We start from the raw sequence: 25,655 nt of genomic DNA on the forward strand, positions 1-25,655 counted from the left end.
CAATCCTTTTAAGAAAATTATACACCACCATAGTGTGCCTAAGGTTCTCAAAGAAAAAGTACTAAGCGATATTGGGATGATTAAATTTACTTTAGATATTGCTGATTTATTTTTAGTGAAATATCCAAATACAATTGGCGATTTTTTGAGTAATGATAGTAAGGCTAATCGAAAAAATTGAAAATAATGACCAACAAAATACTAGCAATAAATGCTAATATAGATTTTAGTTTTCTACAAAAACTTTGGGATAACTTTACGGACTTTTTGCCGCAGTTATTAAAAGGAATTATGTTTTTAATAATTGGATGGCTTTTAATAAAGTTATTGCTTTACATTATAAAAAAAGCATTGGGTTTTACCAAATTAGATAGCTTACCAGAAAAACTTCATGTAGATGAAATTTTTGGAGAATCATCTTTAAAAATTCAACCAACTAAAATAATTATTACTGCTATTAAATGGGTTTTAATTTTAGTTTTTATAATTGTAGGAGCAGAGCTTTTAGGCTTAAGAATGGTTTCTGAACAATTAAGTAATTTAATTGGGTATTTACCGAGGTTAATTAGTGCCTTAGTTATTTTTGCAATAGGTATTTATATTGCAAACATACTAAAGAAAACGTTGTTTGCGATGTTTAAGTCTTTAGAATTAACAGGAGGTAATTTAGTAGGTAATATTGCTTTTTATTTATTAGCAATAATAGTTACTGTTACTGCGTTAAACCAAGCGGGAGTTAATACAGATTTAATAACAAGTAACTTATCTATAATTCTCGGAGCAATTTTAGCTTCCTTTACCATTGCTTTTGGATTAGGTTCTAGAGATGTAATAAAAAGATTGTTATTTGGTTATTATACCAGAAAAAACATACAAGAAGGAGATAAAGTAAGTGTTAATGGCATAGAAGGTGTTGTTGGTATGATAGATAATATTTGTGTGGTGTTAATTACTGAAAAAGGAAAAGTAATTATTCCAATAAAAGAAATAGTAGATAATCAAATAGAAATATTTAATTGATTACTTTTAAATAATTGGTAGGATGTTGGGGGACAAACTACCAAATTTGTGAAATATCACAAAAAGAAAGAGACCGTTTTCACGGTCTCTTTTACTTTTATAAAAATCTCACAAGACTTTGCCTTGTAGGTTCTCGAATTGTAATTTCCGTAAAAAGGAAATTTAATATCTTGTTCTAAAAAAGCCCATTTATTTGAGCGTCTATTCTGTCTATTATATAGCCTAAGTCTTCTTGGTTGTCTACAAAATCTAAGTTATCTACATCAATTATTAGTAATTTCCCTTTTGTATAGGTAGATATCCAAGCTTCATAACGCTCGTTTAACCTACTTAAATAATCGATACTAATAGTGTTTTCATAATCTCTACCACGTTTATGAATTTGTCCTACTAAAGTAGAAATGTCTGCACGTAAATAAATTAATAAATCTGGAGGTGTAACCAAATTTTCCATCAACTCAAACAAAGAACTATAATTATTATAGTCTCTATTAGTCATTAGACCCATTGCATGTAAATTAGGTGCAAAAATATGTGCGTCTTCATAAATAGTTCTATCCTGAATGATATTTTCACCAGATTCTCTTAATTCTAAAATCTGACGAAAACGACTATTTAAAAAATAAACTTGTAAATTAAAAGACCAACGCTCCATTTCTGTATAAAAATCGTCTAAATACGGATTTTCATCAACAGACTCAAAATGAGGTTTCCATTTGTAATGTTTGGCTAATAATTTGGTTAGCGTGGTTTTACCTGCGCCTATATTTCCTGCAATTGCAACGTGCATAAATTAAATTCTAATAAGATTAAACAGAGTCGCAAAAATAGGTAAAATAATAAACAGAAAAGGCGAACAGGTTAATTTATAACTAAAATTTATAGTGCTTATCATTTAAAAAATCATCAAACTTTAAGAAATAAAGCTATTTTAAATTTTTCAATTAAACTTTCAGGTTTCTTTTGAGTCTTAATAAATGTAATTCTATTTATTTTATAGATCATTAAACTCAAACACATGAAATCATTATTTACATTCATTTTTACACTTGTATCAATTATTACTTTTGGGCAACAAGATTTTCAAGGGAAAGCTACCTATATGTCTAAAACTTCGGTAGACTTAGACAATTTTGCTCGAGGCGGAGAACAGCTTTCTGAAGCAAGAAAAAAACAGATTCAAGAAAGAATGAAATCTCAATTAGAAAAAACATTTATTTTAAACTTTGATAAAAGTTCATCTCTATATAAAGAAGATGAAAAATTGGCAGCACCAACAACAGGTGGAAGTGGAAGAGGACCAAGGTTTGGAGGTTTTTCTAGCGGAGGAACTAAGTATAAAAACACCAAAGATAAAGTGTCATTAGAAGCTACAGAATTTTTTGGAAAAAAGTTTTTAGTTTCTGATGAAATGGAGCAACCTCAATGGGAATTAGGGGCAGAAACCAAGCAGATTGGTAATTATCTTTGTTATAAAGCAACATTACTTAAAGATGCAAATCCTTTAGATTTTTCTAATTTTAGAAGACCAAGAGGAGGAGAGGAAACAGAAAAAAAAGAAGAAGCAAAAGAAGTAAAACAAGTATTGGTAACTGCATGGTATACGCCACAAGTGCCAGTTAGTAATGGTCCTGGAGAATACTGGGGTTTACCTGGTTTGATCTTAGAAATAAATGAAGGAACAACTACTATTTTATGTACAGAGATTGTTTTGAATCCTTCAGAAAAAGAAGCTATTGAAGCACCATCAAAAGGAAAAAAAATAACTAGAGAAAAATACACAGAAACTGTAACTAAAAAGATGGAAGAGTTAAGACAAAACTTTCAAAATAGAGGTAGAGGTGGTAATCGTGGGGGCGGACGTTCTTAAAAAAAAACTAAAATAATTAGAACTCAATTTTAAGTAATGAAAAAAATAATATTCTTAGCCATTTTTATGGTTACACTTTTTACAAACGCCCAAGTAAAACTAACAGGTGTTGTTAAAGATAGTATTGGTGAGCCTTTAGAGATGGCAAATGTTTTGGCTATAGATAAGGTAACTAATAAAATAGCATCCTACGGTTTTACAGATGAAAAAGGTTTTTATAAATTAAACGTAGAAAAAAATACCACTGTTTTATTAAAGATAAGTTATGTAGGTATGAAGTCTGCAGACTATACAATAGAAACAAAGTCCGATGCTATTGTTACCAATGTAATGTTGGCTTTTGACAATGCTTTAGATGGAATAAATATTGTTTCTAAAATGCCTGTTACGGTAAAAGGAGATACGATTGTTTACAATGCAGATTCTTTTCAAAATGGTACCGAAAGAAAACTAGAAGATGTACTAAAAAAATTACCTGGTGTAGAAATTAATGATGATGGAGAAATTGAAGTTGAAGGGAAAACGGTAGAAAAAATAATGATTGATGGTAAGGATTTCTTTGATGGAGATACAAAGCTAGCTACCAAAAATATTCCTTCTAATGCCTTAGATAAAATAGAGGTTTTAAGAAATTACGCAGATGTAAGTCAGCTTAGTGGGGTACAAAATAATGAAGATAGAGTTGCTATAAACATTAAACTTAAAGAAGGAAAAAAGAATTTCTGGTTTGGAGATATAACTGCTGGAGTAGGAAATGCACCAGATGAAACTTTGTATTTATTACAACCAAAATTATTTTATTACTCGCCAAAATATACTATTAATGTTATTGGTGATGTTAATAATATGGGAGAAGTTGTTTTAGATAGAGGAGATATTAGAAGTTTTAGTGGTGGTTTTAGGAGCCAAAGTCCGTCTAACGGAACAAATTTAAGTTTAGCAAGTGCTGGTATTGGTTTTCTAACTGCAAATGCTAGAAATGCGAATAGAATTGAAACAAAATTAACGGCTATGAATTTTAGTTATTCTCCAACTACAAAACTAGATTTAAGCGGATTCTTAATATTTTCTAGTAATAGCAACGGACAACAAAATAATGTAGATACAGATTATATAGATGCTGAGACTCCAGATGAATATACAGAGAGCAGAACAGATCAAACAAGTAATACAGGGTTGATTAAATTGAGCGCTGGATATAAGCAAAATGCAAGAAAGCAATTTAATTATGATTTAATTGGTCGTTTTACAAACGAATTTAGAAAAGATGATGTTGAGTCTAATGTTTTAGGTGATATTACAGAAGATGAAAAAGCAACACCTTATACAATTAACCAGAACTTTAGTTATTTTTACACAGCAAACGAAAAAAATATCTTTGCATTAGAAGCAAAGCATTTACTACAAGATGAAGATCCTTTTTATGTGGCTTCTTTAGATAAAGATAACTTTGTTGATGAAGCAGATAAGTTAGGTTTAAATGAAGAAACAGGTTCAAGTAATTTAATGTATACTTTAGAACAAGACAGACGTGTAAAATCGAATCAATTAGATGTAAAGTTAGATTACTATAATATTTTAAATGATAAGAGTAATTTAAACTTTGTAGTTGGTACCATACAAAGTAAGCAAAATTTTGATTCTAAGTTTTTTCAAATTTTAGATGATGGAAGCGAGTTTACTCCAACAGGAACTATTCCGGAAGATGATGCTAGATCATTTACAAATGATACAGAATATGGTTTTTCTGATATTTATGCAGGGTTAAGATATCGTTTAAAAGCAGGTATTTTTACCTTTACTCCGGGTTTTACAGTACACGCTTATAATGTTAAAAATACACAATACGAAACAGATATTTTTGAAGATCAATTTCAAAAATTCTTTCCAGAATTGTCAATAATAGCACAGTTTAAACAAAGTGAGTCTTTGCAATTTTCTTATAAACAAGAAGTTAATTTTACAGATGTTAATCAACTTGCAAGAGGTATTGTTGCCAATAGCTATAATTCTTTTTATTATGGTAATCACGAGTTAGACAATGCACATTTACATAATGTGAACTTAAATTATTCTAGCTTTAATTTATTTAATTACACAAACGTATTTGCTAGGCTTAATTATAAGAAAACAATAGATCAAATTAACTCAAATACAATTTTTGAACCAGGTTCTGTTGTTTCAAGGAGTACATCATTAAATTCACCTTTCGATAATGAGAGCTTTACGGGTTCTGCAAGATTAGGTAAAACTTTTAACAAGATTAAAACATCTTTAGGAGCTAATTATGGTTACAGTAAAACATTTCAGTCTTTAAATGATGAGTTTAATACTAATAAATTATTTTCTCAAAGTTACTCTGCAAGTGTAAGTACCAACTTTAACAAAGCACCAAATGTATCTTTAGGATATCGATTAAGTTTGTCTGACCAAGATAACAGTTCTAGAGATGCAATTATAAAAGGAGTTACTAATGCACCTTCTATTAGTTTTGACGCTTATGTTTGGAAATCGTTAACGATTCGTTCAGATTTTTCTTATAATGAAGTAAAACAAGATGGAGTGGTTGCAAATACTTTTCAGAGTTTAGATGCTTCTTTTTCCTACAGAAAAGATAAAGATGCAAAATGGGAGTATGAGTTAGTAGGAAGTAATCTTTTAGCTTCTGGTTCTAGAGCTTCTGTAAATACAAGTAATATCGCTTTTACAATAAATGAAACCTTTGTTTTACCAAGATTTATTAGTCTTAGAGTAAAATATCAATTGTAATTTAAGTAGAATTTTAAATAAAAAAGGCTCAATTTATTGAGTCTTTTTTTATGCTATAAATTTAAAATAAGAAACAATATATTTGTAAAAAATAACATTCTATGATTTTTGACGTAGCTATAATAGGTTCGGGGCCAGCAGGGGCTTCTGCAGCTTTTAAATTAGCAGAAAAAGGAATATCAACCGTTATAATAGAAAAAGAAACTTTACCAAGGTATAAAACTTGTGGAGGTGCTTTTGGTTTGGCCGGAAGAAAAATAATGCCTTTTGATATTACTGAAGTTGTAGAAAAAGAATGTTTTCATATTGATGTCTTTTTTGATAAAATTGATAAAAAGTTTTCTATTCAAAAAGATGAGCCCATCATTACTATGGTGATGCGTGCAGATTTCGATAATTTTATTGTTAAAAAAGCACAAGAATTAGGTGTTACTTTACTTGAAGATCATAAACTTACAGATATTACTTTTAAGGAAGATATCACTTTACATACTTCTAAAGGAGAGATAAAAACCAAGTTTGTAATTGCTGCTGATGGAGCGTTAGGTAAGACTGCTAAATTTGCAGGATGGGAAGAAACACGTTTATTAATACCTGCATTAGAATATGAGGTTGAGGTAAATGATGAAGATTTTAAAAGATTATCAAAAACCGTTCGTTTAGATTTTGATGCAATTCCTATGGGATATGGTTGGTGTTTTCCAAAGAAAAATCACTTATCTATTGGTGTTGGAGCTTTACGAAAAGTAAAAGTAGACTTTAAAAAGTGTTACAGAGATTATTTAGAGAATACATTAAAAGTTACGGAAATTATTAGTGAGGAAATGCATGGTTTTCAAGTACCAGTTTCTTTAAGAAAAGATGGTTTTGTAAGAAAGAATGTTTTTTTGGTAGGTGATGCTGCAGGTTTTGCAGATCCGTTATCTGCAGAAGGAATTACAAATGCTATTCTTTCAGGTAATATGGCTGCAGAATCAATTATTGAAAGTAAATTGAATGGCGAATTAGCAGAAAAATTATACAACGAAAAGTTAGAAGAACACCTTTTACCTGCACTAAGATCTGCTTTTAAATTGTCTAAGTTGTTTTATGAAAACGAAACAATGAGAAATCTTTTGATTAAAAAATATGGAGAAAGAATCTGTGAAAAGATGATTCAGATTATGATGGGAGAAAGTACCTACCCAACAGATATTATGAAAACGATAAAAAGAAAACTCAAAAAAGCTATTTTTTCATAACGGTATGAGCGTATCAACAAGTAAAACCTTTTTTCCTGCCTTTATAAAAACATTAGGCATCCTTTTTTTCTACATACTTATTGGTCTTTTTATAGACAGTGTTTATGTAACCGAAAATTATGGAGAGTGTCAATGGATTGCAAACATAGTTATGGTAATTGTTTTTACGGTAACCTGTTTTAAAGTTTCATCAAGAATTAGAGAGCAGCTGTTTTATGCTGTTTTATTAGGCTTTTTTGGAGAATATTTGTTTTCTGTAGCAATGGGTATGTATACGTATAGATTAGAAAATGTACCTCATTACATCCCTATGGGACATGCCTTAGTATATGCAGGGGTTTTGTTTTTTATGAAAACAGCTTTTACTAAAAATAATCATCAAAAATTAGAGAAAATACTAACAGTCATCATTATACTATATGCTACCTTATTTCTTATTTTTAGGAACGATGTTTTTGGTTTTGTAATGACTGCAGGAACGCTTTTGATTTTGATAAAGAAACCCCGAGAAAGGCTTTTTTATCTGACCATGTATTTAGCCGTTGCTTTTTTAGAAATAGTGGGTACAACATACGAATGTTGGTGGTGGCCAACTACGGCTTGGGGAATCTTTGATTTTTTACCAAGTCATAATCCACCAACAGGAATTAGTTTTTTTTACTTTTTACTAGATTTAGGAACTTTATGGTTTTATAAAAAACGACATAAAGCTGCTTGGTTAAGAATGAAGAATATTAGAAAAATTAGATTAAACCTTTCTAAAGCCACAAACTAAAAGTATTTTTATATCGTTAATTTAAATGATCACTAATTTTCTTACTAAATGTCTATAAAAGTAACATCGGTTTCAAAAGTTTATAAAACTCAAAAAGCATTAAATAATGTTTCTTTTTCTGCGGATAAAGGCCAAATAATTGGCTTTCTAGGGCCAAATGGTGCAGGGAAATCTACAATGATGAAAATCTTAACAGGTTTTATAAAACCGAATGAAGGCGAAGTTTTTGTTGATGAAATTGATGTGTTACAAAATCCATTAGATGCACAAAAATCTATTGGGTATTTGCCAGAGCACAATCCTTTGTATACTGATATGTATGTGCGTGAATACTTACAGTTTCAAGCAACTATTTTTAAGGTTGATAAAAGCCAAATAGAAATTTGCATTGAAAAAGTTGGTTTAACTGCAGAAGCACATAAAAAAATACATCAATTATCTAAAGGATATCAGCAAAGAGTTGGTTTGGCGGCAGCAATTTTACACAACCCAAAAGTCTTAATTTTAGATGAGCCAACAACTGGTTTAGATCCGAATCAACTGGTAGAAATTAGAGCATTGATTAAAGAATTAGGAAAAGATAAAACGGTACTTTTTTCTACCCATATTATGCAAGAAGTAGAAGCGGTTTGCGATCGTGTAATCATCATTAAAAAAGGAGAACTTTTAATCGATAAAAAACTAGCAGAGCTCAAAGAGAATAATCAGCAAGTAATAGAAGTTACGTTTGATTATAAGATAGAAGAGCAATTCATAAACAGATTACCAAACGTGGTTTCTTATAAAAATAATTACGACAATACTTGGTTTATCACTTTTGAAAGTGAAGAAGATATGCGACCTGTTATTTTTGATTTTGCACAAGAAAACGGTTTAAAGATTCTTAGCTTAAATACCCAAAATAAGAATTTAGAAACGCTTTTTAGAGAGGTTACCGCTTAAGTTTTTAAGCGATAAATTATAAAGTTTGTCACTTCGAAGTTATGAGAAGTCGCATAACATTGAGAACACAAAACTTTGTGTTTTATGATATTTATCTCTCTAATCGAAATGATAAACTGTACGTAAAACCTTCAAACTTGTTACTTGTTGTGAAAGTTACTTAATTCGAAATATTATTTAGTCAAATACTCATAAGCTTCCAATAAAGTTGGAAAAACTAAAACACTTCCAGCTTCTTTTAACTCTTCTTCAGAATATTGCGTTGTAATTCCAATAGCAACCATTCCTGCTGCTTTAGCCGCTTTTGTTCCTGTTAAACTATCTTCAAAAACCCAAATATCTTTAAAATCAATATCTTTAAAGCCTAGCGTTTCTGCCAATAAAATATAGGCTTCTGGTGCAGGTTTTGGTTTTACATAATCTTGTACCCCAAAAACGGTAGTAAAGTTTAGGTTTAAATGATGGATGCTGTTTTTTAAAAACAGTTTTGTGGCGTTACTTGCAATTCCGTAAGGTATTTTTTCTTCGGACAAAAGGCTTGTAAACTCTCTAACTCCAGGTAATAACTTAGGTACTTTAAAGTGTGTTTTTATATGTTCGTCCTTTAAAAGGAATAATTCTTTGGTACGTTTTTCCTCACCAATAACAGAGCAGAAATATTCAGCAATAATCATTGGGGATTTCCCTGCATGAGTTTTAGGAAACGGAGTAATATCTTTATCAAATAACTCTTTAAAAGAGGAAGTCCATGCAGAATAATGGCTTTCAAAACTATCTACAATTACGCCATCAAAATCAAATAAAAATCCTTTAGGTAATATCATTAGTTATTTGTTTTTTCGTTGAATATTTCCGTTAAATACGGATTTAAAAATTTGTTAGTTGGATCTAATTCTCTTCTTAAAAGTTTAAAATCTTCCCATTTTGTATACACTTTAGAAAGTTCTGCATCTTTAGCGGAAAAACGTTTTGCCCAATGTGGTTTTCCTCCGTGTTTTAAAAATATTTTTTCAATACTTTTAAAAGCTTCATAGGTATCTGCAGTTGCTGCATTTCTAGAAACACACCCCATAGTAACAGTGTCTTTTTCGTAAGCATAGCTTAACCAAGATTTGTCTTTGTACACAAAACGAACATCCATAGGAATATGAATAAACGATTTGTTGCTCCATTTATTTATTTCTGTTTTTAATTCTTCAAAAACTGTAGGAAAAACATCTAAACCAATGGTCCATTCTGCTAATTCTAAAGTAGATCCTCTAGATTTTGTAACGGTAGCTTGGTATAGCGAGCCTTTGTGTTCTTTTGTAGAGCTAAAAAAACCTCTATATAAAAGTTTGTTTGCAACGGCTGTAATCCAAGGAAAAACGTGTGAATATTTATACAATATTTTAGATGCTGTTCTTCTATGTTTTAAATATTTAGGACCTAAATCTTCTGTGATTTCTGTATTTGGGTCTATTTTATCACCTGTAATAACATATCCTTTATCAGTATGGGGAAGCCATAAGATTCTTAGAAAATCATGTTTTTTTAAACGTTCATTAATTTTAGGCAACCAAACACTATCATCTTCCGGACCTTCTTTTACGTGTAAAGTGTAAATAGGTTCGCACTTAAAAGTAATTTCAGAAAACACACCAAAAACACCCAAAGAAACTCTTATAGCATCAATTAAATCATCTTTGTCTGTAATAATTTTAATAGAACCATCTGCAAGAACAATACTACACTTGGTCATGTACTCAGAAAGAAGTTTACCACTTGTACCATGAGTTCCTGTTGCTAAAGCGCCACCAATTGTAATGGTATTAATATCTGGCAAGCAAGGAATACACCAACCTTTTGCTTCTACAGCTTCTAGTAAATCTCCTAAAATTACACCAGATTGCACTGTAATTGTAAGTTCAGCATCATTAGAAGAAATAATTTTGTTATAAGTTCTAATGTCAATTAAGGTTGCGGCTCCAGAAGCAATATCAGCAGAAGATTGTTTATTACCAAAAACACGAATTTTTTCTGAATTTTTGACAACTTCTTGCAACTCTTCTTCTGAAGTAATTTTATAAAGAGATTCGTAATTGTAGGTTAGATTCTCGTTCCAACTTGTCCAAACTCCGTTTTTATTTTGTTTCATCTATTTTGTAAAATATTAAACAAAAGTAAGCATTAATATGTTTTTATCATGCTTATTTTTGTTTTATTCAATCATTAAGAATGAATTAAAAGTTTATGTAATAAAAAACAATCCATGACTTCCTGCAACTGCTCCTAGAATTGTAATTAAACTAATAATTAATAATATCCAATGTGCTTTGTGAAGTATGTTAAAGGTTTTTTCAGGGTTTTCATTTGCATATTTTTTGAAAAGTTTGTGTAAAACCAAGGGTTCTAAAATATATAAAACTAGTGTAAAAATGATCCAAACAATTGTCATTGCATGAATCCACCAAAAACGATAATCTAAATAACGTTCCCAGGCATTTAATTCATACATCATATAAAAACCAGAAATTGCAGTAATTAAAGTTGTAATTTTTGCTTGTATTGCAAATCTACCTTCAATATTTTCAAAAGTAGTTAGTTTGTCTTTTTTAGACTTCATTTTTTTTACAGCAGGAATTATTACAGTTGTAACCATTGCTACTCCTCCAATCCATAAAACAACCGCCAGTACATGAATAACTCTTGCAAGGGTTATAGAATTCATTTTAGTTTAATTTATAGGTAATTTGTTGTTGGTCTAAATTGGCTAACAACTCATTGGTTATGTGAACCTTCGTATTTCTACTAGGTAAACTAATTTCTAATTTTTCTTTCTCATCCCAAATAGTGAAATTTAAATTTTGTTTACCCGGTGTCTTTTTTAAGATGGATTCTAAATTTAAAATAGAATCTTCTTTAATTTCACTTAAAGGAAGTTGAATGGTTACTTTTTTACAGAGTTCATCCATAATATCATGTAACAATTTCATTTCTAAAAACTTTAATCTAGGTTCACCAACAACTCCTGTTTCTTTATTGGTCCATCCAGGTTGCACGGTGGTGCGTATAAATAAGAACTGATTAGGCACTAAAAAGTGTTGCATCCTTAGGTAATCTTCTCCAAAAATTCTAAACTCATTACTATCACCATAATCTTCTACGGTAAACATAGCCCAACCTTTACCTGCTTTAGAAACTCGGTGTTGTACATCGGTAACAATACCAGCAAAAGCTAAATTCATATTTACAAACTTTGCAAGATCTGCTTTAAAATATTTCAAAGAAGCGTTGCAGAATTTTATTTCGTTTTTAAAATCATCTAAAGGATGCGCAGAAATATATATACCAATAACTTCCTTTTCCTGTTGTAATAATTCCATAGTTCCCCAAGTTTCACATTCTGGAATATCTGGTTCTGGAAACTGAACTGTAGAAGCTTCTCCAAACATAGAAACCTGAGCAGAGTTTTCGTTTTCTTGATATTTATGTCCAAATTTCATGGCACGTTCTAAAAAGGTCATTCCTTTTTCGTCAGTAGCAAAATATTGTGCTCTGTGAGTATCTGTAAAAGAATCGAAAGCACCAGCTTTTATCAAACTATCAAAAGATTTTTTATTGGCAGCTCTTAAATCTACCCGTTTAGATAAATCAAAAATTGAATTGTAGTTTCCGTTTTCTTCTCTTTCTTTAATGATGGCTCTAACTGCTCCGGCTCCAACACCTTTTACGGCTGCCATTCCAAAACGGACAGCACCTTCATTATTTACAGAGAATTTTAAAAATGATTCATTTAAATCTGGACCAAAAACTTGCAATTCCATTCGTTTACATTCTTCCATAAAGAAAGAAACAGCTTTAATATCTTTCATATTATTAGAAAGTACAGAAGCCATATATTCTGCAGGATAATGTGCTTTTAAATACGCAGTTTGATAGGCGATCCACGCATAACAAGTAGAGTGAGATTTGTTAAAGGCATAACTTGCAAAGGCTTCCCAATCCTTCCATATTTTCTCTAATTTTACAGGATCATGCCCTTTTGCAGCAGCTTGTTCTACAAACTTTGGTTTCATTTTGTCTAGTACCGCAATTTGTTTTTTACCCATTGCCTTACGCAAAACATCGGCTTCACCTTTGGTAAAGTCTGCCAGTTTTTGTGATAAAAGCATTACTTGCTCTTGGTAAACTGTAATTCCGTATGTTTCTGCCAAATACTCTTCCATGGCAGGTAAATCGTATTCTATATCTTCAGTACCATGTTTTCTATTAATAAAAGACGGAATATATTCCATTGGACCTGGTCTGTACAAGGCATTCATGGCAATTAAATCGGCAAAAACAGTTGGTTTTAAAGAACGCATGTGTTTCTGCATTCCTGGAGATTCATATTGAAAAATACCTACGGTTTCTCCTCTTTGGAACAATTCGTATGTTTTTACATCATCTAAAGGAAACGTTTCTGGGTCTAATAGAATATTATGTCTTGCTTTTACAATTTTAACGGTGTCTTTAATTAAAGTCAGCGTTTTTAATCCCAAGAAATCCATTTTTAATAAACCTGCGTCTTCTACTACAGAGTTATCAAATTGGGTAACATACATATCGGAATCTTTTGCCAAAGCAACCGGAACATAATTGGTAATATCCCCAGGCGTAATAATTACACCACAGGCATGAATACCGGTATTTCTAACAGAGCCTTCTAAAATAGTGGCTTTGTTTATTGTTTCGGAAACTAAGTCGTTTCCGTAAGACATTTGTTTTAATTCTTCTATTAGGACTTTTTCTTCGGCACGTAAACCATCAACTTTACCTTTACTTTTAGCATCATCACCAAAAATATTTTTAAGTTTAATACCCGGAATTAATTTTGCAATTCTATCGGCTTCAAAAAGCGGTAAATCTAAAACTCTGGCAGTATCTCTAATAGAAGATTTTGCAGCCATGGTTCCGTAGGTAATAATCTGAGCAACTTGGTTTGCACCATATTTATCAATTACATAATCCATTACACGTCCACGACCTTCGTCATCAAAATCAATATCAATATCGGGCATCGATACACGTTCTGGATTTAAGAAACGCTCAAAAAGTAAATCGTATTTAATAGGATCTATATTTGTAATCCAAAGGCAATAAGCAACTACAGAACCGGCAGCAGAACCCCTACCAGGACCTACGGCAACATCCATTCTTCTTGCTGCTCTAATAAAATCTTCTACAATTAAGAAATAACCAGGATATCCTGTTTTTTCAATAACCTCTAATTCGAAATCTAACCGTTCTTTAATAAGTTCTGTAATTTCTCCATAACGTTTTTTTGCACCTTCAAAAGTTAAATGTTTTAAGAAGTTATTTTCTCCACGTTTTCCTCCATCTACTTCATCTGCCGGATCATTAAATTCATCACCAATATTAAAGGCTGGTAATAAAACATCTCTTGCAAGTGTAAATATTTCAATTTTATCTACAATTTCTTGTATGTTACTAATTGCTTCAGGAATATCTGCAAACAACGTTTTCATTTCGTCCGTAGACTTAAAATAATACTGGTCATTAGGCAATCCGTATCTATAACCACGCCCTTTACCAATAGGTGTAGATTGTTTTTCGCCATCTTTTACACATAATAAAATATCATGTGCATTGGCATCTTTTTGTTCTAAGTAAAACGTATTGTTGGTGGCAATAATTTTAACGTCGTGCTTTTTAGAAAACTTTAATAAAGTTTCATTTACAATCTTTTCATCTTGCTGATCATGACGCATCAACTCAATATATAAATCGTCGTTAAATTGTTCTTTCCACCAAATTAAAGCATCTTCAGCTTGTTTTTCTCCAAGATTCAGAATTTTACTAGGTACTTCTCCATATAAGTTACCTGTTAAAACAATAATGTCTTCTTTGTATTGTTCTACAAGCGCTTTATCAATTCTAGGAACATAGTAAAAACCATCTACAAAGGCTGCAGAAGATAATTTTGCTAAATTGTGATACCCTTTTTTATTTTTAGCAAGCAAAACAACCTGATAACCGTTGTCTTTTTGCGATTTGTTTTTATGATCTTCACAGATGTTAAACTCACAACCAATAATTGGTTTCATTGGAGTATCTGCAGATTTATTATGGTTTAAAACAGCATTTACAAAATGGAAAGCACCCATCATGTTTGCCGTATCCGTCATGGCAACTGCAGGCATATTGTCTTTTGCTGCAGCTTTTACAATATTACCCAATTGCATGGTAGATTGTAAAACAGAGTATTGTGTATGGTTGTGTAAATGAGAAAATTGTACGTTTTCTAACTCAGCTAAACCATCTGATGTAGATTTAGTTGTTGCAGTACCTTTTAATTTCTCTAAACGTTGGCGAATTATATCGCTCTCTTTTTTTAGGTTGATGTGTTTTAAACCAATTACCTGAATCGGTTTTGGGTTCGCTTCCGAGAAATTTTTAAAATAATCATCATCTACATCTAACTGCTCTTTGGTATATTCTCTTAAACGAATTAACTCTAAAAAACAACGAGTTGTAGCCTCAACATCGGCAGTTGCGTTGTGCGCCTCACCAAAACCAACACCAAATAAATGGTTGTGTAATTCTGTTAAAGTTGGTAGTTTAAATTTACCACCACGCCCCCCAGGAATCTGACACATTGTTGCCGTTTTCTCTGTACAAGTATCGAGAATCGGTAATGAGTTTAAATTATTTTCTACACCCAATCTATGGAATTCACATCCCATAATATTAAGGTCGAACTGTAAATTCTGACCAACAATAAACTTCGTTTTAGCTAACGCTTCATTAAATAAAACCAAACCTTCACTTAAAGGAATACCTTGTTCTGCCGCCAATTCAGTCGAAATTCCATGAATTCTTTCAGCATCGTACGGAATATTAAAGTTGTCTGGTTGTATTAGAAAATCGTTGTGTTCTAACACATTTCCCATCTCATCATGGAGCTGCCATGCAATTTGAATACACCTAGGCCAGTTGTCCGTATCTGTAATAGGAGCATTCCAGCTTTTAGGTAAACCGGTAGTTTCTGTATCAAAAATTAAGTACATAAATCTGTGTAAATGTTGAAGCGTTTAACTGTTTAAAAGAACATGTAAAAATAGAAATTTGTTCTTACAAATGACGGATGAGTTGATTTTGTTTATCAACAAATTTCTTTCAAGCTAGTGCTCGTTTGTAAAGAGTATCGTACCGGAAATTAGAACTTGATTACACCAATTATAAACGAACGTTAGTATGTGTCTGTTTTCTGGGCGTGCCCATTTTTTAATACACCAAGTTAGTAGCATATACTTTTTGTCTTAAAAATGGTCAGGCTATCCGCTGCAAGTCCTCGTTCGTACCTCACTGTGGGCTTTTCGCTGCTATCCTTCACGCGGAATTAGTTTGCTTGTAACCAATATTGTTAGGGAAATAGGTTTTTGGTTTCACTCGTTACAAATGTTAGCGTGTGTTTTATTTTTACAACTATTTTTTTTAAGATTAAGTTTGTCAGATTAATTTTCTATTGTAAAAAAAAGTAAGAAGGCAGATGGATTTATTTACTAATGCTTGCAAGTAACAAGTCTAAGCACAAAAAAGCCAATCCATTTAAGGATTGGCTTTTTAAACTGTTTCATAAAAATATGAATAATAGATTTATAACCTATTTATATTTTTTGATTAGGCTAACTCTTCTTTCACCATTAGCAAATTAATAGCTGCTTGAATTTTTTGTTGCTGTTCTTCTAGCATTTTTTTTGTGGAAGGAGCAAAAACATCATCTAGTAATATTTCTTTATACTCTTCTAAATTTGCTTTTTCACCTCTAATAGATTCTTCTAAAATTGCCTCTTCATCATTTGAGCTAAATAGCGATTTTAGAGTCATCCAATTTCGATGCATTGTTCCTTTAAAAGAACCATCATCTTCTGGTATTTGTCCGTGTAAAAGAATCTCTGTTCTAAGTTCTTTTGCAAACTGACTTCTTTCTGAGGCTCTATTTTTAAAGAAAATCTTTAGTTTAGGACTTTCTACATTTTCTGCAGCGTTTAGATATCCTTTTTCGGCATCATAATTTTTCTCTAATAATTCGTTTAATTTGTTCGAAATTTTTTCTGTGTACTTCATGTTGTCATTTTCATTTTAAAATTCCAATAGCTTGTTTTAAGATGTGTATTGTTTAGCATCTGATACAAAACTATAAAATATTAGAGAGGGCTATGAGTTCATAAGATTTTGATTTTAACTCATATACTATTTATATAAGTAGTAAAAAATATTTTCATTTCTAATATTTAATAAAGACTTGTTGTTTTATGTAGGTTTTATAGGTGTCTTAGGTTAAAATCGGACGACGATAATTACTTTTTTCAATATTAAGAAACGTTTAAATTAATATTAAATCTAAATCAATGTTAATACTTAACATTAATGATTGTCTTGCCAAGTATAGTTTTGATGCTTATTAAAACTAATTTAACTTATGAAATTATCAGTAGTAAAAAATCGTTTAACCATTAGTATGATGATTACTTTTGGGGTATTGTTTTTTAACATTCATCATTCTTTTGGGCAAGCAACAAATGCTTCCGTAAAAGGAGTTATTACAGACAAAAGTGGAGAGCCTTTAATGGGAGCTACCGTAATTGTTAAAAATACTTCTACAGGATTTAGTTCTGGTGCTACAACAAGTGAAACTGGAAGTTACAAAATTCAGCAATTACCTTTAGGAGGTCCTTATTCTGTAACTGCAAAATATTTAGGTTTTACAGATGTAGTTCATAAAGGTTTTTTATTAAACTTAAATGATGCCTTAACGGTTGATTTTGTTTTACAAGAATCTGCTACCTCTTTAGATGAAATTGTTATTTCTTCTAATGGTTTGGCAAAACGTATTCAGCAAATGGGAGCTTCAACAAAAATTGGAGAAGTTCAAATTAAAAACTTACCATCTGAAGGAAGAAATTTTACAAGACTAACTAGTTTGTCTCCTTTGCAAGGAGCTGGAAGTCTAAATTTAGGAGGTCAAAGAAGAACGTCTACAAATGTAACTATTGATGGTGTTAATTTTAGAAATACACTTACAGCAGGTGAGGTTGGTAAAGGTCCTTATACGATTTCTCAAGAAGCTATTAGAGAATTTGAGGTTTCTACAAATGATTATGATGTAAGTCAAGGTCGCCAAGGTGGTGGTTCTATTACTTCTGTAACAAAATCTGGTACGAATGAGTTTGAAGGGAGTGCTTTCTTTTATCACAGAGCAGACAATCTTCAAAGTCAATATACAATACAAGGACAAGATAGAGAAGCAGATTTTTATAACTCTCAATCTGGTTTTAGTTTAGGAGGTCCAATAATTAAAGATAAGTTGCATTTTTTCTTAGTTTATGAAAGACAAGATGCAGGAGACCCTCAATTTATTGCAAACATACAAAGTGATAACGATGCAAATAATTTAAGAATTTCAGAAGAAAGTTTAAATCGTTTTTTACAAATAGGTAGAGATAAATATGGTTTAAGTGATTCTCAGCAAGTTGGGCAATTTGATAGAGTAACAGAAGCTAATAATTTATTTTTTAGATTAGATTGGCAAATTAACGATAAGCATAGATTAACTTTTAGAAACTTATATAATAAGTGGGACAATCCTTTAAGTGTAAGTGATAATTCTAATATAGAAGTTGCAGAGTCTTATTCTGATTTTGAATCAAAAGAAAATAGCATGTTTCTGTCATTGCGTTCTGCTTTTTCATCGAGTGTAACGAATGAGTTTAAAGTTCAATACCAACATGCAGAACGTATTTTTGCACCTAATTCAGAATTGCCGTCACAAAATATACCAAGAGCAATTGTGCAAGTAGAATCTGTTTTACCAAATGGCAATAGCAGTAATAGAACTGTACAATTAGGAGGACAACGTTATTCACCAGAAACTAATTTAGAAAATCAGCTTCAAATTTCAAACACAACATATCTTAGTGCAGGTAAATTTAACTTTACGTTTGGTACAGATAACTTAATTACCTACTTAGAAACGCAATTATCTAATGAGCAAAATGGTCGTTTTTTCTTTGATTCTTTAGATGATTTCGAAAACTTAAACGCTTCTAGATATGCAAGAGAAGTGCCTTTACAAGGCTCTTCTTTAGTGAAACAAACTGTTTTAGATTTATCACTTTTTGCTCAGGTAGAATTTGATGTAAATCCTAATTTAAATCTTGCGGCAGGTATCCGTTATGATGCAACAGCATTTTTAGATGATGCAGAATATAATCCTTTAGTGGATCAAGAATTAGGAATTCGTACCGATGTAAAACCAGAGGATTTTGATAATATTCAACCAAGAGTTCAATTAACTTGGAATATTGAAGGAAATGATACTGATATTTTAAAAATTGGTGGAGGTGTCTTTACTTCTCAACCGCATTATTATGCACAAGTTAATAATATTCAGAATAGTGGAACTTTATTAGGAGCTATTGATGTTACAGGTGCAAATGTACCAACACCAGATTTTGAAGGGTATAGAAATGACCCAAGTACTGTGCCTGGTGTTCCGGCAGGAGTAACTCCATTTTCTACCATAAATGCGGTAAGCCCAGATTTTGAAGTACCAACCATTTATAAGGCAAACGTAAATTATACGCACTTTTTTGGAGATAGATATAGTTTAGGAGTAAACGCTGTTTTTAGTCATACTAAAAATAACTATGTATACCAAGAAGCAAATTTAGTAGCAGAACCTTATTTTGTAACGCCACAAGGCAGAGAGGTTTTTGTGCCTGCAAATACAATTTCTGCAAACGGAAGTACAGATTGGACAGAGTCTAGAGAATCAGATTTAGTAGGTAGAACTTTAGTATTAACATCTGATGGTATCTTAGATAATCTTGCTTTAGTAGTCGATGGTTCTGCAAGAATAGGAAAAGATGGTTATGTAAATGCAAGTTTTACTGTAAATCGTTCTAAAGACAATTCTTCATACAACTGTTGTGTTGCTAATACGTCTACTTTTCTTCCTGTTAAAGGAGATCCTCGAGATTTAAATTATGGTTATTCTGATAATCATTTTGACACTAAAATTGTCGTAAACGGGGCAACACCAACTTGGAAAGGATTTACTTTAGGAGCAACAATTGTGGGTACAGGAGGTACAAGATATTCTTTAGAGGCAGGTGGAAATAGAAGTGCAAATGGAGACTTTAATTTAAGTAATGAAATTGCATATATTTTTAATCCAGATGATGCAAGTACGCCTCAATATATTAAAGATAGTTATAATGAAGTATTAAACGATCCAGAAACTTCTCAAGGATTTAAAGATTATTTAAAAGAAAGTTATGGAAGTTTTGCAGAAAGAAACGGCGGAAAAAATCCTTTTAGTGCAACAGTAGATCTTCGTCTTGTAAAAAAGTTTAGTTTTTTAAACCCAAAGCATGCTTTAGAAATATCTGCAGACGTTTTTAACTTTATGAACTTATTAAATAAAGAGTGGGGACGCAGCCATAATTTTGGAAACAGAAGTTTTATGAATATTAATGGATTTGATCAATCAACAAATAGCTACGAATACAATATACAAACAGGTGCTGGTACAGAACCAATAAACGGAACTCCTTGGAGATTGCAGTTTGGTGTAAGATATTCGTTTAATTAAAAAATAGTTTGTTTAGTTTTTATTTTAGGGTTTGATATTTCTCTATCAAACCCTTTTTTTTAATAGTATAATTTATGAAAAATAGTATATACATTTTAGTCTTCTTAATTTTAATAAGTTGTGGAGGTTCTAAGAATTTAATAGAAAAAGATGCTTCTTTTTCTGAGAAAAGTTATGTAGCAAAAGAAAGCGGAGAAGTAATTCCTTCTGATTACATTTTCCCTAAAAAAGAAAGTTTTAAAGTCCTTTCTTGGAACGTAGAGCATTTTGTAGACTCTTTTGATGATCCTTATATCGATTCTAAAAGAGAAAATAGCCCCGATTCTTTAATGAATAATAAAGTAGCCAATTTAGTAACTGCTTTAAAAAAAATAGATGCAGATGTAGTTGTATTACAAGAATTTGAAAGTGCAAAATTTTTAAGAAGTATTGCTGATGAAAATTTGCAAAATATGGGGTATGTATATTTTGCAGACGTTCCTAGCCATGGTTGGTATATGAATGTAGTTGTTATGAGTAAATTTCCGTTAGGTATTATTTATGGTTATGGAAATGTAACAACACCTCTTTTAGAATATAAAAATGAAGAAGGACAATTAGAAACACAAAACACTTTAAATACTAGAATGTGGTCTATAGAAGTATATCCTAGTTCAGATTATAATTTTTTACTTACCGGGGTTCATTTAAAAGCAGGTAGAGGAGAACGAAATATAGCCATGAGAAAAGGTCAGATTAATTTTCTGAAACAGCAGTATAAGCGATTCTTAAAAGAAGACAAAAACAAAAATATTTTAATAGTAGGAGATTTTAATAGTGTACAAGGTAGCGAAGAAATTAATCTTTTTTTAAATGAAAAAGTAAAGAGAGAGAAGTTTATAGACCCATTACCCGAAACAGTAATGACACATACTTCTGATGATCCTAAACGAAGATTAGACTATATATTGATGAATACCAATATGTATAAAGAATATAAAGAAAATTCAGCGGAAGTCCCCCAACTTTTTGTACCTAAAAAAATGAGAGAAATTAGTGATCATTTACCAGTAACCACAACATTTATAATTAAATAAAAAAGTTTAAAAAATGAAAAAAATTATTATAGTACTTGCTTTTTTTACAGTTTTATCATGTAAAACAACTTCTAAATCAAGTGAAGATAAAACTTATTTTAAGCAGTCAACAAAAGAAAAAGCAGCAGATTTTGTACTTACTTTTGGCTCTTGTAATAAACCAGATCAAACGAATCTGTTGTGGGATGATATTGCTGAATTAAATCCAGATGTATGGTTGTGGGGAGGAGATATTATTTATGCAGACACAGAGAATATGGATAAAATGGAAGCAGATTATAATCTTCAAAAAAAGCAAAAAGGATATGTAAACCTTTTAAAAGAAACTAAGGTTTTGGGAACTTGGGATGATCATGATTTTGGAGCTAATGATGCAGGTTTAGAATATCCTAAAAAAGAAAAAAGTCAGGAACTATTATTGGATTTTTTAGAAGTTGATAAAAATTCTCCTAGAAGAAAAAGAGAAGGAGTGTATCATTCTGAAGTTATAGAAACAGCTAAAGGGTCTGTAAAAGTTATTTTATTAGATACTCGTTATTTTAGAACAAGTATTAGCAAAAAAAGTGTAAACGGTGATCAAGAGAGTCGTACTATTTTAGGTGAGCAGCAATGGGCTTGGTTAGAAAGTGAGTTGGTTAATTCATCTGCAGAATTTAATATTATTTTAAGTAGTGTACAGGTAATTGCAGAAAAACATCCCTATGAAAAGTGGGCAAACTTTCCGTTAGAACGTAAAAAACTACTGGATGTAATCGTATCTTCAAAAGCTAATAACGTTATTCTATTGTCTGGAGATCGTCATATATCTGAGTTTTCTAAAGAAGAAGTTAGCGGATTAACTTACCCTTTAATTGATTTTACATCTAGTGGAATGACACATGCAAGTGAGAATTTTACAAAAGAATACAATCCGGCAAGAGTAGGTAAAGTTATTTCTACAAAAAGTTTTGGGGTGTTAAAAATTAATTTTGATGAAAAAAAGGTTCAGATGGAAATGCGTGGAGATGCCACGTTACAACAAAAAATAGAACAAATTTACCCTCTGTAATAATTTATAAAGGTCTTATAAGTAATATGCTATTTGCATATAATCCTTATAACTAGCCTTTTTTTGTAGAACACGAAATCTATGATGTTACTTTGTTTCTAGGAATTTTAAAAAATTAATTGCTTTTCTTTCTGTATAATAGAAGCAACAGTTTGACGGGTGACCCCGATAAGGTCACCCATATCCTGTTTTGTTAATAGGTTAAATAAAATATAAGATTTACCATTTACATCCTCTATAGGAACATTATAATGATTTTGAAGAGAAGCTATTCTTTCTTTAACATGTTTTTCTTTAATGTTTTTTAATTTTACTTCTGCAGAACACCATCGTTTTACTAGGTAAGAAATAAACCAGTTAGAAAGAAAAGGGTTTGTTAATACAGTTGCTTTAAAAAAATCTAAATTGTATACTCTAATTTTACAATCTACGATTGCTTTAGCATATTCTTGAAACTGACCATTAAGGTATTTAAAGTTGCCAAAAAACTCTGTGTGAGGTAAAACTTCATAAACAAAACTTTCTCCATTGTCTGAGTATCCACCAAGTTTTACCGCACCTTGGATAACTTCGTATATGTAATTTTCTTTATTTGGTGGCAAATATATATATCCATTTTTTTTTACGTTTATTTCAAGTATATGTTCTTTATGGAATTGAATGTTTGAATTATTTATTTCAGAAAATAGGTCGAAATTTTCATAACCGTTATTATTTGGTCTATTAATGGTAAGCATATAAAAGGGTTTAATAAATAAAAATACATGTTTAATTAAATAGGAATGTTAAGCAATCATTATTTAACATGTTAAGTTTTTTCTGGAAATATAAATTTTAATAAATGATATAGAGTACTGCTTTAAGGATAGAGCCTTTCGACTACGCTCAAGACAGGCTCTATGTTTGAGCTCTCTCACATTTTTTTATGGGAAGCGAGTAGTGAAAGCCCATCCCTTGTAGTAACGGCCTAAAAAATATTGATATTTAGCGTTTTAGTTTAAAAAAGGTTTTGTACTTTTGCGCCCACTTACTACGAGATAGTGAGATTTTTAATAATAAAGGTCGAGAACCTTAACAAATTAACAAATTATGTCTGTAAAGATTAGATTACAAAGACACGGTAAAAAAGGGAAACCATTCTATTGGATCGTTGCCGCTGATGCTCGTGCAAAAAGAGATGGTAAATACTTAGAAAAAATAGGTACTTACAATCCTAACGCTAACCCTGCAATTATTGATTTAGATGTAGATTTAGCTGTAACTTGGTTACAAAATGGTGCACAACCAACTGATACTGCAAAAAACATTTTATCTTACAAAGGTGCTATGTTAAAGAATCATTTAGCTGGTGGTGTAAGAAAAGGTGCTTTAACTCAAGAGCAAGCAGATGCAAAATTTGCAGCGTGGGTAGAAGCAAAAGCTACTAAGATTTCTGATAAAGAAGCTGGTTTATCTAAAGCACAATCTGAGGCGAAAGCAGCAGCATTGGCAGCAGAAAAAGCAGTAAATGAAGCAAGAATTGAAGCAGCTAAACCAGTTGTTGAAGAAGTAGCAGAAGAGGTTGTTGCTGAGGCTGAAGAGGCTCCAGAAACTATTGATGATGCAGCAGCAAAAGCAGCAGAATAAATTATAAATTATTACGAAGATGCGTAAAGAAGATTGTTTTTATTTAGGCAAAATCGTTACAAAATATAGTTTTAAAGGTGAAGTTGTTATCAAATTAGATACCGACGAGCCTGAGTTGTATACAGAAATGGAATCAGTTTATGTCGAATTCGGCACAAACTTGGTTCCATTTTTTATTGATAAAAGTTCATTACACAAAGGAAATCAGTTACGTGTTCAGTTTGAAGATGTTTATTCTGATGAAGAAGCAGATTCTATCTTAAAATGTGGTGTTTATTTACCAAATACAATGTTGCCAGAATTAACGGGTGACAAATTTTACTATCATGAAGTAATTGGTTTTACAGTTGTTGATGCTAATTTTGGAGAAGTTGGGCAAATTGTTCATATAAACGACAAAGCAGCGCAACCGCTTTTTGAAATTGACAGGAATGGAACAGAGATTTTTATTCCGATGGTAGATGATTTTATCAAAAAAGTAGATAGAGAGAACAAAACAATTCAAGTAGATACTCCAGAGGGGTTGATTGATTTGTATTTGTCTTAAAATAAAGAGAGGTGTCTGAGTGGTCGAAAGAGCTACCTTGGAAAGGTAGTGTACTGGTAACGGTACCGAGGGTTCGAATCCCTTCCTCTCTACTGAAAAGTATTTATAGCTTACGTTTTAAAGGTTCTATGTTTAAGTACATGGAACTTTTTTTTGTTTTTATAAAGAGATAATATACCTACTTATAATTTAGGCGGAATAAAAAAATGAGTTTCAATTTGATAATTTATATATGTATTTTTTAATGAAATGGTATTTTTGTTTAATTATTTTCTTTATATCATCTTTTTTGATATTTATATGATAATTTGGTCTATGAAAGATAAATAGTTTGCTTAATATATTGTGTTGTTGTTACAATAACTTTAATAAAGTAAAAAAATAAAGTAAAATTTATGCAAGAATATGGAGAATTAGCATTGGCTTTGGTAGCAAAAAACAATCTTAATACATCTGCGATAAATCAAGTAATAGAAACAAGTGAAAGTAATATTTTTCCTGTAGAAAAAACGGATGCATTAATTTGGAAGGAATTAAAGAGTGGTAAAAAAACAGCTTTAGAAGAGCTTTATAATAGATACGTAAATATATTATTTTCTTATGGTATGTATCATTCAAAAGATAGAGGTTATGTTATGGACTGTATCCACGATTTATTTGTAGACTTATATAAATACAAAAACAAGCTTTCTAAAACAGATAATGTTAAGTATTATCTTTTTAAATCTTTAAAAAGGAAAATTAATAAAAAGTATCATAAAAAAAACACTTCTGTTTCTTTAGATGATTTTGATTATGAAATTGATGCTATGAATAAAAAGCATTCAGATTCTTGTGAGAAACACATTATAACCGAAGAAGGTATTTCCGAAAGAAACTCAAGGTTAAGAAGTGCAATGAAAACTTTAAGTGATAGTCAAAGAAAAGTTTTGAGTTTAAAATTTGAGCAAGAAAAATCTTACGAAGAAATTTCTATGATTATGGAGGTTTCTATTGAATCTGCCAGAACGTCTGTTTATAGAGCAATTAAAGTATTAAGAAAATTAAATTTCAGTGTTTTATTACTACAGTTATCTTTTTATTTTTTATAAAAAACACAT

At 31.0% G+C, this 25,655-nt stretch carries 19 protein-coding genes and 1 tRNA gene; 13 read left to right on the forward strand and 7 right to left on the reverse strand.

Annotated features, from left to right (window positions below):
• Positions 1–186: 186 nt before the first annotated feature.
• Positions 187–1,020 (forward strand): small-conductance mechanosensitive channel, encoded by an 834-nt coding sequence (locus H0I27_RS03615; RefSeq protein WP_218732544.1) that lies wholly within the window; start codon positions 187–189, stop codon positions 1,018–1,020.
• 175 nt (positions 1,021–1,195) lie between these two features.
• Here the strand turns inward: H0I27_RS03615 and H0I27_RS03620 are convergent, their stop codons facing one another.
• Positions 1,196–1,810: a deoxynucleoside kinase gene (locus tag H0I27_RS03620; RefSeq protein ID WP_165732055.1), complete on the reverse strand. Its 615-nt coding sequence runs from the start codon at positions 1,808–1,810 to the stop codon at positions 1,196–1,198.
• Positions 1,811–2,038: 228 nt separating this feature from the next.
• On the opposite strand from H0I27_RS03620, the gene H0I27_RS03625 reads away from it, so the two are divergent.
• The 5 genes from H0I27_RS03625 to gldA all read left to right on the forward strand — a co-directional run bounded on the left by H0I27_RS03625 (position 2,039) and on the right by gldA (position 8,617).
• Entirely contained in the window at positions 2,039–2,890 is an 852-nt protein-coding gene (locus H0I27_RS03625) for a GLPGLI family protein (protein WP_218732545.1), read from the forward strand.
• A gap of 36 nt (positions 2,891–2,926) precedes the next feature.
• Positions 2,927–5,659: an outer membrane beta-barrel protein gene (locus H0I27_RS03630; RefSeq protein ID WP_218732546.1), complete on the forward strand. Its 2,733-nt coding sequence runs from the start codon at positions 2,927–2,929 to the stop codon at positions 5,657–5,659.
• 101 nt (positions 5,660–5,760) lie between these two features.
• Entirely contained in the window at positions 5,761–6,900 is a 1,140-nt protein-coding gene (locus H0I27_RS03635) for a geranylgeranyl reductase family protein (RefSeq protein WP_218732547.1), read from the forward strand.
• Between the two features lie 4 nt (positions 6,901–6,904).
• Complete coding sequence (locus tag H0I27_RS03640; protein ID WP_218732548.1) at positions 6,905–7,675, forward strand: hypothetical protein; 771 nt, start codon at positions 6,905–6,907, stop codon at positions 7,673–7,675.
• A 48-nt stretch (positions 7,676–7,723) separates the two neighbouring features.
• Positions 7,724–8,617: a gliding motility-associated ABC transporter ATP-binding subunit GldA gene (gene gldA / locus H0I27_RS03645; RefSeq protein ID WP_218732549.1), complete on the forward strand. Its 894-nt coding sequence runs from the start codon at positions 7,724–7,726 to the stop codon at positions 8,615–8,617.
• 173 nt (positions 8,618–8,790) lie between these two features.
• Here gldA and H0I27_RS03650 read toward each other — a convergent pair whose 3' ends face one another.
• The 5 genes from H0I27_RS03650 to H0I27_RS03670 all read right to left on the reverse strand — a co-directional run bounded on the left by H0I27_RS03650 (position 8,791) and on the right by H0I27_RS03670 (position 16,729).
• Positions 8,791–9,441 (reverse strand): HAD family phosphatase, encoded by a 651-nt coding sequence (locus tag H0I27_RS03650; RefSeq protein ID WP_254713138.1) that lies wholly within the window; start codon positions 9,439–9,441, stop codon positions 8,791–8,793.
• The gene (locus H0I27_RS03655) at positions 9,441–10,754 is read right to left on the reverse strand and encodes a D-arabinono-1,4-lactone oxidase (RefSeq protein ID WP_218732550.1); all 1,314 of its coding nucleotides are present in this window, start codon (positions 10,752–10,754) and stop codon (positions 9,441–9,443) included. The genes H0I27_RS03650 and H0I27_RS03655 overlap by 1 nt, the downstream gene beginning before the upstream one ends.
• A gap of 93 nt (positions 10,755–10,847) precedes the next feature.
• Positions 10,848–11,327 (reverse strand): hypothetical protein, encoded by a 480-nt coding sequence (locus tag H0I27_RS03660; protein WP_218732551.1) that lies wholly within the window; start codon positions 11,325–11,327, stop codon positions 10,848–10,850.
• 1 nt (position 11,328) lies between these two features.
• Positions 11,329–15,669 (reverse strand): DNA polymerase III subunit alpha, encoded by a 4,341-nt coding sequence (gene dnaE, locus H0I27_RS03665; RefSeq protein ID WP_218732552.1) that lies wholly within the window; start codon positions 15,667–15,669, stop codon positions 11,329–11,331.
• A 613-nt stretch (positions 15,670–16,282) separates the two neighbouring features.
• Positions 16,283–16,729, reverse strand: a complete 447-nt coding sequence (locus H0I27_RS03670) for a PA2169 family four-helix-bundle protein (RefSeq protein WP_218732553.1) — start codon at positions 16,727–16,729, stop codon at positions 16,283–16,285.
• 355 nt (positions 16,730–17,084) lie between these two features.
• On the opposite strand from H0I27_RS03670, the gene H0I27_RS03675 reads away from it, so the two are divergent.
• The 3 genes from H0I27_RS03675 (at position 17,085) to H0I27_RS03685 (ending at position 22,382) form a co-directional block, all read left to right on the forward strand.
• Positions 17,085–20,258, forward strand: a complete 3,174-nt coding sequence (locus H0I27_RS03675) for a carboxypeptidase regulatory-like domain-containing protein (protein ID WP_218732554.1) — start codon at positions 17,085–17,087, stop codon at positions 20,256–20,258.
• A gap of 74 nt (positions 20,259–20,332) precedes the next feature.
• Positions 20,333–21,334: an endonuclease/exonuclease/phosphatase family protein gene (locus tag H0I27_RS03680; protein WP_254713139.1), complete on the forward strand. Its 1,002-nt coding sequence runs from the start codon at positions 20,333–20,335 to the stop codon at positions 21,332–21,334.
• A 13-nt stretch (positions 21,335–21,347) separates the two neighbouring features.
• Entirely contained in the window at positions 21,348–22,382 is a 1,035-nt protein-coding gene (locus H0I27_RS03685; RefSeq protein WP_218732555.1) for an alkaline phosphatase D family protein, read from the forward strand.
• Between the two features lie 107 nt (positions 22,383–22,489).
• Here the strand turns inward: H0I27_RS03685 and H0I27_RS03690 are convergent, their stop codons facing one another.
• Entirely contained in the window at positions 22,490–23,119 is a 630-nt protein-coding gene (locus H0I27_RS03690; protein ID WP_218732556.1) for a Crp/Fnr family transcriptional regulator, read from the reverse strand.
• A 352-nt stretch (positions 23,120–23,471) separates the two neighbouring features.
• Between H0I27_RS03690 and H0I27_RS03695 the strand changes: the two genes are divergently transcribed.
• From H0I27_RS03695 to H0I27_RS03710, 4 genes are all read left to right on the forward strand, one after another.
• A complete protein-coding gene (locus tag H0I27_RS03695) occupies positions 23,472–24,008 on the forward strand; it encodes a 30S ribosomal protein S16 (protein ID WP_218732557.1) in 537 nt (178 codons plus the stop codon).
• A gap of 19 nt (positions 24,009–24,027) precedes the next feature.
• Complete coding sequence (gene rimM, locus H0I27_RS03700; RefSeq protein WP_218732558.1) at positions 24,028–24,555, forward strand: ribosome maturation factor RimM; 528 nt, start codon at positions 24,028–24,030, stop codon at positions 24,553–24,555.
• A gap of 5 nt (positions 24,556–24,560) precedes the next feature.
• Positions 24,561–24,647: transfer RNA gene (locus H0I27_RS03705), tRNA-Ser, on the forward strand.
• A gap of 303 nt (positions 24,648–24,950) precedes the next feature.
• On the forward strand, positions 24,951–25,646 hold the full coding sequence (locus tag H0I27_RS03710; RefSeq protein ID WP_218732559.1) for an RNA polymerase sigma factor: 696 nt from the start codon (positions 24,951–24,953) through the stop codon (positions 25,644–25,646).
• Positions 25,647–25,655 lie beyond the last annotated feature (9 nt).

Source organism: Polaribacter sp. HaHaR_3_91, from assembly GCF_019278525.1.
Taxonomy (GTDB): domain Bacteria; phylum Bacteroidota; class Bacteroidia; order Flavobacteriales; family Flavobacteriaceae; genus Polaribacter.